15 protein-coding genes and 2 tRNA genes are annotated in these 10,997 nt (G+C 38.4%); 15 read left to right on the forward strand and 2 right to left on the reverse strand.

All coding sequences use genetic code 11. The annotated features are described in order from the left end of the window. The 15 genes from AB1397_01805 to AB1397_01875 form a co-directional block, all read left to right on the forward strand. The coding region (locus AB1397_01805) for a 3-methyl-2-oxobutanoate hydroxymethyltransferase (GenBank protein MEW6481729.1) at positions 1-214 on the forward strand (214 nt) is incomplete at its 5' end. Continuing rightward, the gene (gene rfaE1, locus AB1397_01810) at positions 207-1,178 is read left to right on the forward strand and encodes a D-glycero-beta-D-manno-heptose-7-phosphate kinase (GenBank protein MEW6481730.1); all 972 of its coding nucleotides are present in this window, start codon (positions 207-209) and stop codon (positions 1,176-1,178) included. The genes AB1397_01805 and rfaE1, both read left to right, overlap by 8 nt. Before the next feature lie 5 nt (positions 1,179-1,183). Beyond that, on the forward strand, positions 1,184-1,642 hold the full coding sequence (locus AB1397_01815; GenBank protein MEW6481731.1) for an adenylyltransferase/cytidyltransferase family protein: 459 nt from the start codon (positions 1,184-1,186) through the stop codon (positions 1,640-1,642). Next, complete coding sequence (locus AB1397_01820; GenBank protein ID MEW6481732.1) at positions 1,635-2,156, forward strand: hypothetical protein; 522 nt, start codon at positions 1,635-1,637, stop codon at positions 2,154-2,156. Before AB1397_01815 ends, AB1397_01820 begins: the two co-directional genes overlap by 8 nt. A gap of 87 nt (positions 2,157-2,243) precedes the next feature. Beyond that, positions 2,244-2,317 (forward strand) — tRNA-Arg (locus AB1397_01825). Between the two features lie 10 nt (positions 2,318-2,327). Continuing rightward, positions 2,328-3,254 (forward strand): HPr(Ser) kinase/phosphatase, encoded by a 927-nt coding sequence (gene hprK / locus AB1397_01830; GenBank protein MEW6481733.1) that lies wholly within the window; start codon positions 2,328-2,330, stop codon positions 3,252-3,254. Beyond that, entirely contained in the window at positions 3,247-4,311 is a 1,065-nt protein-coding gene (gene pheA, locus AB1397_01835) for a prephenate dehydratase (protein ID MEW6481734.1), read from the forward strand. The genes hprK and pheA overlap by 8 nt, the downstream gene beginning before the upstream one ends. Beyond that, positions 4,308-4,736: a phosphate-starvation-inducible PsiE family protein gene (locus tag AB1397_01840; GenBank protein ID MEW6481735.1), complete on the forward strand. Its 429-nt coding sequence runs from the start codon at positions 4,308-4,310 to the stop codon at positions 4,734-4,736. Before pheA ends, AB1397_01840 begins: the two co-directional genes overlap by 4 nt. After that, on the forward strand, positions 4,737-6,083 hold the full coding sequence (dnaX, locus tag AB1397_01845; protein MEW6481736.1) for a DNA polymerase III subunit gamma/tau: 1,347 nt from the start codon (positions 4,737-4,739) through the stop codon (positions 6,081-6,083). Then, a complete protein-coding gene (locus AB1397_01850) occupies positions 6,080-6,373 on the forward strand; it encodes a YbaB/EbfC family nucleoid-associated protein (GenBank protein MEW6481737.1) in 294 nt (97 codons plus the stop codon). Before dnaX ends, AB1397_01850 begins: the two co-directional genes overlap by 4 nt. 165 nt (positions 6,374-6,538) lie before the next feature. Next, a complete protein-coding gene (locus tag AB1397_01855; protein ID MEW6481738.1) occupies positions 6,539-6,709 on the forward strand; it encodes a hypothetical protein in 171 nt (56 codons plus the stop codon). A gap of 3 nt (positions 6,710-6,712) precedes the next feature. After that, entirely contained in the window at positions 6,713-6,853 is a 141-nt protein-coding gene (locus AB1397_01860) for a hypothetical protein (GenBank protein ID MEW6481739.1), read from the forward strand. A gap of 14 nt (positions 6,854-6,867) precedes the next feature. Next, entirely contained in the window at positions 6,868-7,776 is a 909-nt protein-coding gene (locus AB1397_01865) for a PorV/PorQ family protein (protein MEW6481740.1), read from the forward strand. Then, a complete protein-coding gene (locus AB1397_01870; GenBank protein ID MEW6481741.1) occupies positions 7,751-8,062 on the forward strand; it encodes an MGMT family protein in 312 nt (103 codons plus the stop codon). The genes AB1397_01865 and AB1397_01870 overlap by 26 nt, the downstream gene beginning before the upstream one ends. Beyond that, a tRNA-Arg gene (locus tag AB1397_01875) sits at positions 8,024-8,099 on the forward strand. The genes AB1397_01870 and AB1397_01875 overlap by 39 nt, the downstream gene beginning before the upstream one ends. Positions 8,100-8,194: 95 nt before the next feature. Here AB1397_01875 and ftsH read toward each other — a convergent pair. Both ftsH and lpxI read right to left on the reverse strand, forming a co-directional pair. Then, the gene (gene ftsH, locus AB1397_01880; GenBank protein MEW6481742.1) at positions 8,195-9,994 is read right to left on the reverse strand and encodes an ATP-dependent zinc metalloprotease FtsH; all 1,800 of its coding nucleotides are present in this window, start codon (positions 9,992-9,994) and stop codon (positions 8,195-8,197) included. A 32-nt stretch (positions 9,995-10,026) separates the two neighbouring features. After that, complete coding sequence (gene lpxI / locus AB1397_01885; protein ID MEW6481743.1) at positions 10,027-10,707, reverse strand: UDP-2,3-diacylglucosamine diphosphatase LpxI; 681 nt, start codon at positions 10,705-10,707, stop codon at positions 10,027-10,029. Positions 10,708-10,997: the final 290 nt, after the last annotated feature.

The following is a 10,997-nucleotide window of genomic DNA, read 5'->3' on the forward strand; positions in this document are numbered from 1 at the left end:
AGCATTAAAAATTCCTACGATTGGTATTGGCTCTGGGATACATTGCGATGGACAAATCCTGGTGCTTAATGATATGATTGGTCTTACTGAAAGGTCTCCTAGGTTTGTAAGGAGGTATTTGAATATGGGGGATGAAATAGGAAGGGCAATAAAGGGATTTAAAGAGGATGTTTTAAAGGGAGATTTTCCCAAAAAGGAGGAAAGATATGAATGAGATATTTGAAAGGGTATTTGGCAACCTAAAGCCTGTTTTGGTTGTAGGCGATTTGATGGTTGATGAGTTTATCTGGGGTGATGTAAGGAGGATTTCCCCCGAAGCACCCGTTCCGGTGGTAAATATAACCGGGGAGACATTCCATCCAGGGGGAGCGGCAAATGTTGTAGCAAATATCCATAGCTTAGGAGGCAAGGTTTATGTTGGGGGTGTAATTGGCGATGATGTTGAGGGAAAGAGGCTTATATCCTCCCTTTCTTCCCAAGGGATAAGCACAGAGGGTCTTATTTTGGATTGCCATAGGCCAACCACCCTAAAGACAAGGATTGTGGTAAAATCCCAGCAAATGATCAGGATTGATAAGGAAAAGCAAGAGCCAATAGATGAGAAAATCATAAACCAGTTACTTGACTATATCAAAAGGGTAATCCTTGATGTAAAGGCAATTGTGATCTCAGATTATGGAAAGGGCGTGGTTGGGCAGAAATTGCTTGAGGAGCTTATTCCCCTATCCAAAAAGCACGATGTGATTACCATTGTTGACCCAAAGATAGGGAATTTTGGCTATTACAAGGGGGTTTCCATAATCACCCCAAATCACTTTGAAGCACAAGACCTTACCGGGATTATAGTAAAGGACGAGGCAAGCCTAAAGCAATGTATGAGTGCAATTATGAGGCGTCTGGAATGTAAGGTGGTAATCGTAACAAGGGGAGAGGAGGGGATGTCAATCCTTAAGGACACAGGAGAGGTATTTCATATTCCAACCAATGCAAGGGAGGTTTATGATGTTACAGGAGCGGGTGATACAGTGGTAGCTGTTTTAAGCTTGGCACTTAGTGCAGGCGTTGATATAATTGAAGCAGCAAGGCTTTCCAATTATGCGGCAGGGATTGTGGTAGGAAAGATTGGAACAGCTACAGTAACAAAGGAGGAGCTTCTTAAGAGGATAAAGGAGATTTAGGATTTATGGCTGAGAAGCTTAAAGAGATTGGTGAATTGAAAGAGATTGCAAATGATTTAAAGAATGAGGGAAAAAGGATTGTCTTTACCAATGGCTGTTTTGATATTTTACACCCAGGACATATCCATCTTTTGAAAAGGGCAAAATCCTTTGGCGATTGTTTAATCCTTGGGCTTAATTCTGATACCTCTATTTCAAAAATAAAACCAAATCGACCAATTATGAACCAAAAAGCAAGGATAGAGATTCTTTCTGAAATAGGGCTTATTGATTATATTGTTGTATTTGATGAAGAAGACCCTGTAAATGTTATAAGAAAGATAAAGCCAGATGTCCTTGTAAAGGGTGGTGATTGGAAAGAAAATAAGGTAAAGGGAAAAGAATTTGCCCGATGTGTAAAGATTGTTGAATACCTTAAAGATTGGTCAACCACAAAGATAATTGAGAAGATAAGGAATGAATGACCTAAACATTGGATTCTTGCTAATAACATCCCCTTCGGATGGTCTTTCCCTTTGTCTTTATAGAAAGAGGATTCCAATTTTTATCCTTTTGCTTTCCTCTCTAAGCACAAGCGTAGGTTTTTCCTTAATTTTCTCACTTCATCTTAATATGATGATATTCTTGAGCCTCTTTCTCTTTTGGATTTTTTTCAAATCAGCAATCCTTCATATTTCTTGTGAGATTGTAGGAGGATGTGGAGATGGAAAAAGGCTATTTTTATCCCTTGCAACATCCTTATTTCCCCTTATATTCTTTACACCCTTTGTCATTGTTGGTAAGGTTTTCCCTATATCTTTTCTTGGGATTATCCTTATCTTTCTTTGGGTTTTTATCTTAAAGATTAAATTTATAAAAAACCTTTATTCCCTTTCTTTTGGAAAAACAATCCTTGCTATTTCCTTTCCCTCTATTATTTTTTCTTTTCTTTTATTTATCCTATTTCTTGGCTTTATTATAAGCTTTCTTTATAGATAGAACCCACAATGTAACAAAGCCTCAATTGACATAATCCCTCTTTAAAGGTATAATTTAGGAGGTGAGAGCAGAACGAAAGTGAATGAGGCGGCCGTAGCTCAATTGGATAGAGTGGAAGACTTCGAATCTTACGGTTATGGGTTCAACTCCCATCGGCCGTGGTAGATTAGAATGGCTGAAATAACGGTAAAAGAGCTTATAAATGACCTAAAGGATGACCTTAGATTTGAGATTATCTCGGGGAAAGATGGGCTTTCAAGGAAAATAACCCAGGTTGATATTAACAGGCCTGGACTTGCCCTTATAAAATACTTTAAGCACTTTGGCTATCAGAGGATTCAAGTCCTAGGAAAGGGAGAAATTTCATACCTTCACGATATTTCAAAAAAGGAAAGGGATGGGATTTTAAAGGAGATATTTCAATACGAAATCCCCTGTTTTATTGTTGATTGGGGACAACCTGTCCCAGATGAACTTATTGGGCTTTCAAATCTACATAACATCCCTATTCTCTCAACACCGGTTCCTACCGGAAAGCTTACTGCAAGTTTAATAATTTATCTTGAGGAAAAATTTACCGAGCAGACCCTTGAATATGGAACCCTGGTTGATATCTCTGGGGTTGGTGTTTTATTAAAAGGAAAGCACTCGGTGGGAAAATCTGAGTGCGCCCTTGAGCTTATTGAAAGGGGACACAGGCTTATTGCAGACGATTCTGTTCTTATTAAGAAGATTGGAAATAGCCTAATCGGAGAAGCACCACCAGCCACTGCAAACTGTATAGAGATAAGGGGGCTTGGAATTATCAATATCCAGGAGCTTTTTGGATTCTCTGCGATATGTGAAAAAAAGGAGATAGAGCTTGTTTTGCATCTTGAGCTCTGGGATAAAGAAAAAGAATATGAGAGGGTTGGATTAGAAAAAGAACAAGAAAAAGAGAAAAAAAGAATAAGAATTTTAGATGTTTCTATTCCAAAAATGGTTATTCCGGTCGGACCAGGAAGGAATATGGCTGTTATTGCAGAGGCTGCCGCCCTAAACCACAGGCTTAAAAAGATGGGGAAAAAGCCTTTGAATAACTTTATGAAAAATGCTTGATGAATTAAGAAAGAGGATAGACAAGATAGATGACAAGGTTTTAAAGCTCCTTGAGGAGAGGATTTCTATTGCTTTAGAGATAGGAAAAATAAAAAAGGAGGAAAAGCTTTCCCTTCTGCATACAGATAGGGAAAAAGGGGTTTTAGAAAGGCTTATAAAGAATAGAAAGCTCCTTCCAAAAGAAGCAATATCCGCGATATATAGGGAGATATTCTCTGTTTCTTTAAAGCTTCAAGGAGAGCCAGTAATAGCATATCTAGGTCCCTCTGGAACATTTACTCATCAAGCAGCAGAGCAAAGGTTCGGAGCATCAAACAAATATATTGCCTTTAATGAAATATGTGATGTATTTATGGAGGTTGTTAAAAAAAGGGCAGATTATGGCGTTGTCCCAATTGAAAACTCAACAGAGGGCATTGTATCTAACACCCTTGATATGTTCATTGATACAGATGTGGTAATCTGTGATGAGATATACCTTAAAATCTCCCATTGCCTACTTTCAAGGGAAGATGACATTTCAAAGATCAAAAGGGTATATAGCCATCCCTCTGTGTTTGCCCAATGCAGAAAATTCCTTTCCGAAAACATGCCTGGTGTAGAGCTTATTGATATGCCATCCACCGCAGCTGCTGCAAAAAGGGTAGTAGATGAAGCATGCTCTGCAGCCATTGGAAACAAATGGGCAGGAGAAATCTATTCTCTCAATATTCTTAAAAGACAAGTAGAAGATTTTGTCTCAAATACAACAAGGTTTGTGGTTATTGGAAGGGAATATGGTAATGCAACAGGATGTGATAAAACATCAATTTTATTCTCTGTAAAGGATAGGCCAGGAGCATTGCACGATATGCTTATGCCATTTGCCGAGCAAGGGATAAACCTTACAAAGATAGAATCCCGGCCATCAAAAATTAGAGCGTGGGAATATATGTTTTTTATTGATTTTGAAGGCCATATTCAGGATGAAAAGGTAAAAATGGCAATCTCAAAGCTTAATAAACTTTGCAATTATTTAAAGATCTTGGGTTCGTATCCCAAAGGAGAAATGGTATGAAAACAATAAGAAGGATTTTTATTTTAATAGACAACATTGTTCATATCAGCGTTGCATTTCTTCTTGTCTTTGCTGCCTTTGCCTTTCTATATCAGGCTTTTACAAAGGCTTTTTTTCCTGATACTCAGTCCATCGTTGAAATGATAGGAGATACATTGTTTATCCTTCTTATTATGGAAATCCTCTGGGATGTTTTAAGGTATTTTAAAAAGCTTCCCTTTACCTTAAGGCCATTTATCTTTGTTGGGATAATCTCAAGCATCAGGGGAATGGTTCTGGTTGAGGCAAAGATGTCTATAGGGTTTGAGAAAATTTCCCTATTTCACCAATTAGCAAAGATTGGTGTATTTGCTCTTGTTATATTTATCTTATGTTTATGTCTCTATCTTTTGGGAAAAATCCCTTCCTCTAGCCTAGAAGAATAAATGTATCTTTCTTTAGCAAGAAAATATAGACCAAAGAGCTTTGAGAGCGTTATAGGACAAAGCCATATTGTCATAACCCTAAAGAATGCGATTTCCCAAAATAGGATAAATTCATCCTATCTTTTCTTTGGACCAAGGGGGACGGGAAAGACATCCATTGCAAGGATTCTGGCAAAATCTCTAAATTGCAAAGAAGGACCAAGTCCAATTTGTTGTTGCAAATGCTCATCCTGCCTTGAGATTGACGAAAGCTCCTCTTTAGATGTTATTGAGATTGATGGTGCTTCAAACAGGGGGATTGACCAGATAAGGGAATTAAGGGAAAGTGTAGGCTATAGGCCGATTGCCGGAAGGTTCAAGGTCTACATTATTGATGAGGTTCATATGCTAACCCCAGAGGCATTCAATGCCCTATTAAAAACCCTTGAGGAGCCACCCCCTCATGTAATCTTTATCTTTGCAACCACAGATGTCCAAAAGGTTCCCAAGACAATATCCTCAAGGACACAGATGTTTGAATTTAGAAAGATAGAAAAATCTGTGATAGAGAACGCCCTCTCTTCTATAGTAGAAAAAGAGGGTTTTAAACTAGATAGAGAGGCAATTTCTCTTATCTCCTCTATTTCTGAGGGAAGCTTAAGGGATGCAGAGTCTATCCTTGACCAGGTTGTTTTATACAAAAGCGATGCGAGCTCTGATGATGTAAGGAGCCTTCTGGGAATCTGCAAAGAGGCATCCATTGTTTCATTGATTGAGATGATAAAAAATAAAGATGCAAATGCCCTTTCCTTTGTAAAAGAGATGATGGATGAGGGGTTTTCTCCTGATATGATAATAAGGGGTATTTTAGATTCTCTCAAGGGTTTTATTGTTAAGGCCGCTTCTTCTAATGGTGATATAGAATGGCTAATAAAGGCAGGGGATACCTTTTGTGAGACAGAAGAAAGGATAAGGAGCCTACCAGATGACGCAGAGTTTCTTCTTGAGTTGGCTATAGTAAAGCTTATTCAGGAGTCAGAGGGTCAGAGGGTCAGAGGGTCAGAGGGTCAAAATGATGATGTATTGGGGAGGTGGAATGAGGTTTTGGAGATGGTTTCTAAGAAAAATCCCCTTCTTAAAAACCCCTTACAAGAAATAGAATCTATTGAAGCAGAGGAAAACAGGCTTATTTTAAAATTTAAAGAAACGGCAAATACACATAGGAAAATTATAGGAAAGGTAGAGAATAAAAGAATTATTGAGGATGTTTTAGCTGAGCTTTTTAAGAGAAAAATAGAGGTTGTAATTCCAGAAAGGGATATTATAGAGAAAGCCTTTGAAATATTCGATGCTATTGAGGTAAGATGATAGACATTTTTTCTTTGGTGAGAAATATCGGAAGGCTTGAATCTTTAAGGGATGAGCTTTTAGCAAGGCTGAAAGAAAAAAGGGTAATTGGGCAATCGGGTGGAGGGATGGTTGAGGTTACCTGTGATGGAATGAAGGATGTTTTGGAGATAAAGATAGAAGAAGGGTTAGAGAAAGATGTTAGCATGCTTTCCGACCTTATTGTATCTGCCATTTCTGATTCTCAAAAAAAGGCAGAAGCCCTATTTATAGAGGAAATAAAAGGCCTAATTTCTCAATTTAACCCATAACTCATAACCCTACGCATAACTCGTATGTGTTGAGCTTCCTTAATATGGTATGTGTTTAATTTAAAAGGACGAACACCTTCTCAGGCGAAGCCTGAGGGGACGGGGTAGTAAGATTGTAAAATAATGCTTGCAAATTTCTAAGGTTAGTTGTATAATTAAAAAAAGATGGATATATCCACCATATTTAAAGGAATAAAGGATATAGGTTTAGAACCTGTTCTTATAATCCTTTTGCTTTTGTTCTTATTTAGAAGCGTGATGAGATTAGAAAAAGAAAATGAGAGGCTTTTAAAAAATAATGAGGAGCTTTTAAAGATGCTTCTTGAGAGGAGGTAAAATATGGGAATTAAGGAGATAATTGAAATAGCATTATTGGTTGTGGCTATCGTAGTTGTTTATAAGACACAAAAATCCCTCAATAGAAGGGAGAAAAAGATTGATGAAATAATCAACACAATTAGTCAATTAGCAAAGAGCTAAGAGGAGGTAAAAAGATGAAAAAGCTATTTTTGGTAGCAGTTTTAGGGTTAGTAGGGAGCGTGAGCTTTGCTAAGGAAGCCGGCAAAACCGCTTTTGCCTTCCTAAAGCTTGGACAGGGTGCTAGAGTAAATGGAATGGGTGAGGCATTTGTTGGCTTAGCCGATGACATAAATGCCCTTTATTGGAATCCAGCCGGTCTTTCTCAATTAAATGATAGAGAGGCATCCTTTATGTTCCTTAAGCCATTTTCTGAGATCTCTGGCTTAGGCTATGGCTATCTATCAGGTGTTTTTCCCACCCATAAGGCAATATTTGCCACATCTATCTCTTACCTTGACTATGGAAAAGAAGACAAATACGATGCAAGTGCAAATCCAGAGGGAACCTGGGATGCCTGTGATCTCTCCCTTTCCTTTGGTCTGGGTGGAAAAATGCCCGATGAAAACATTGCTTTAGGCTTATCCCTTAAGGCAATCTATGGAGAAATAGATAATAGCGATGCCTACGGATTCTGTTGTGATGCGGGAATGCTCTATAAACCAAAGATTAAAGGAATGAAAATCGGTGCGGTAATAAAAAACATCGGCACAAGGATAAAGTTTGAAAAGGAATCAGATCCCCTTCCTTTAAGCTTAAAACTTGGTCTTTCCTATCTTCTTCCCAAAACCCTTGCCCCCATTACCATTGTTTTAGATGGAACCCTTTCCAATGACAACGACCCCTACATAAACATCGGTGGAGAATATGATTATAGAAAGGCATTGGCAATAAGGCTTGGCTTTAAATCAGGTTCCCAAGACGAAGGCTCAGGTTTAACCACTGGCTTTGGCATCAAACAAAAGAGATTCTCCTTCGACTTTGCCTTCCAACCATCTGGAGAGCTTGGAAATTCCTACTTTGTCTCTTTGTCTTCAAAATATTAAGCTTACCCCATTTCAGAAAAGGGTCTATAAGGCTGTCTTATCTATTCCAAAAGGAGAAACAAGAACATACGAATGGGTTGCCCAAAGAATAGGAAATCCAAAGGCAGCCAGGGCGGTGGGAAATGCCCTTTCAAAAAATCCTTGCCCAATTATCATTCCTTGTCATAGAATAATAAGAAAGAACGGGAAATTAGGGGGATATATTAGGGGCAAGGAAGAGAAAATGGCTCTTTTAAAGAAAGAAGAAGCGCCTGTAGCTCAGTATGGAAGAGCGGCGGTTTCCTAAACCGTGTCTGCCGTAGGTTCAAGTCCTATCAGGCGCAAAAACAGCATCATTGTTTTCCTTAAGATTATCTAAATACATACATTTTATAAAGCGTTATGGAATTAACTATAGTGATGTTTTGCATTTTATTTCCTATCCTTTGAGAATTTCATTTATATTGTCTGCCTCAAGAATCTCTTTTTCAATAAGGGATTGGGTTAGCTTTTCAAGTTTTTCTCTATTTTCACAGATAATCTTTGATGCGCGGGTATATGAATCCCTGACAATCTTTTCAATCTCCCTATCTATCTTTCCTGCAATCTCCTCACTATAATTCTTCTCTTTAAGAAAATCCCTTCCTAAAAATACCTCCTCATGCCTTCTTCCAAAGGTCAAAGGTCCAAGCTCAGACATTCCATATTCACAGACCATCTTCCTGGCAAGCTCGGTTGCCTTTTCCAAGTCATTCTGAGCTCCAGTGGTTATATCAGAAAACACAGCCTCCTCTGCACACCTTCCACCCAGAAGAACAGCCATCCTATCCAAAAGCTCTCCCTTTGTTACAATATACCTATCCTCAACAGGAAGCTGAAGGGTATAGCCCAATGCAGATACACCCCTTGGCATAATGGAGATTTTGTGAACAGGGTCAGAGCCTGGGATAAAATGGGAAACCAGGGCATGGCCTGCCTCATGACAGGCAACAATCCTTTTCTCCTTTTCTGAGATTAGCCTGCTCCTCCTTTCAGGTCCTGCAATGACCCTGTCTATTGATTCCTCAAGCTCGCTTATGGTTATTCTCCTTTTCTTTCTCCTTGCCGCAAGTAAGGCTGCCTCATTTATAAGATTGGCAAGGTCTGAGCCAACAAAACCAGGCGTTCTCCTTGCTAGAACCTTAAAGTCTATCCCTTTTGCAAATCGCTTTCCCTTTGCATGAACCTTCAGTATTCCTTCCCTGGCGATAATATCTGGTGCATCAACCACAATATGCCTGTCAAATCTTCCTGGACGAAGCAAGGCGGGGTCTAGGACATCGGGTCTATTAGTTGCGGCAATAACAATCAAGCCATCATGGCTATGAAAACCATCCATTCCAACCAGCAATTGATTTAGGGTTTGCTCCCTCTCATCATGACCTCCACCCAGACCAGCTCCCCTCTGCCTTCCCACTGCATCTATTTCATCAATGAATATAATACAGGGTGTATGCTTTCTTCCCTGTTCAAACAAATCCCTAACCCTTGCTGCACCAACACCAACAAAGATTTCAACAAAATCAGAGCCAGAAACAGAGAAGAATTTAACACCTGCCTCTCCAGCCACTGCCTTTGCTAATAAGGTCTTTCCTGTTCCCGGAGGGCCTACAAGCAAAATGCCCTTTGGAATCCTTGCCCCCAATTTCTGAAACCTCTTTGGGTCTTTTAAAAACTCAATTATCTCAACCAGTTCCTGCTTTGCCTCCTCAACCCCTGCAACATCCTTAAATGTTATAGATTCCTCTGTCTTTGCAAATAGCTTTGCCCTTGATCTGGTAAATGAAAATGGATTCTCTCCACCTGGTCCCCTTACATTTCTAAATAAGAGAAACCAGAAGATAAAGATAAAAAAGATTGTGGGAATAACCGTCTGCCAAAAAAAGTTAATGAATGAGTGAAAGGGGGATATATCCTCTCCTTTAAAGCTGACATTGTTTTCCTTAAGAAAGTTTATAAGGTTTTCATCCTTGTAGGGAATCTGGGTTGTAAATAGGGAAACCTTTTTTCCAGAAACAATCTTTCCCTTAATCTGGCTATCAATAATAATTACTTCGGGAATTACCCCCTTTTCTACGGATTTTAAGAAATCGGAATATGGGATAATTTCTGGTTTCTCTGGAATTTCTATCTTTGTATTATAAAAAATAAGGATGATGATAGCTATCCCAAATGACCATAATAATATTTTCTTAAGCATAAAAAAATTTTACCTTTTTAAGCTGGATAAAGTCAAACACCAACCACAGATATTCTGCTTTTTTCTGCAAGCTCTAATGTCTTTGGCAGAATAATCACAATATTGTTTTTTATTGCTAATGCGGTTGCATTTGCTTTTTTCATTACCATAATTGTTTCTTCGCCAATAACAGGAATCTCCCTTCCTTTTTTTCCATACTTTACAACCACAAAGCCATCGGTTATCTTTCCTGCCCTCTTTATTGTCTCATTGGTTCCCTCTAAGCCTTCAACAGAAATTATAATTCCATCCTTTATGCAGACGCTTTGGCCTATTCCAAGAGAATTTATTTTCTTTGCGACAATTAGCCCCTTTTCTATATCCTCCATTTCATCTTTGCTTGGTTTGCAAGGTGTAAGAGGCCCCTTTTTTGCAAGATATGAAGAAAGATACCTTCTCTGGTTCAATACCCTTATCCCCTCTTTCTCAAATCGGCTTGATATGTATTTTATAATGCTATCATCATCCTTTTTTGGAAAAAATTCCTTTGTTTTATAGAGCATTGCCTTTTCAAACTTACCTGCAAATATAACCCTTTTTATCCCTTTGTTTTTAAGAAGACAAATTATCTCATCAATATCTGATTTAAGTGGAAGCTTAACAAGAATAGATTTTTTTATCTTCTCCTTAAGAAGCTTAGAAATTCCTCCCCCTCCTTCAATAATGGCAATCATTTATAGTATCTTCCCTCACTTAGTGCAAAAATAGATAGGGCGTGTTTAGCTGTTTAAAAATTCATCCACTATGACTGGTGCCCTGCTGCCCTTTTTTCGGGAGGCATCCCTCATTTTAAATCTCCTTTATCTGCCCACTAACTAATAGAGCAGATAAAAAAATTGTATCTTTCTCAAAACGAGCTAAACATATATTTATAGTTAATTCCATAACGCTTTACAAAATGTATGTGTTTAGATAATCTTAAGGAAAACTTTATAAAATTATGAATTTTGAATGTTGAATTTTG

This window comes from bacterium (genome assembly GCA_040756715.1).
Classification (GTDB): domain Bacteria; phylum UBA9089; class UBA9088; order UBA9088; family UBA9088; genus JBFLYE01.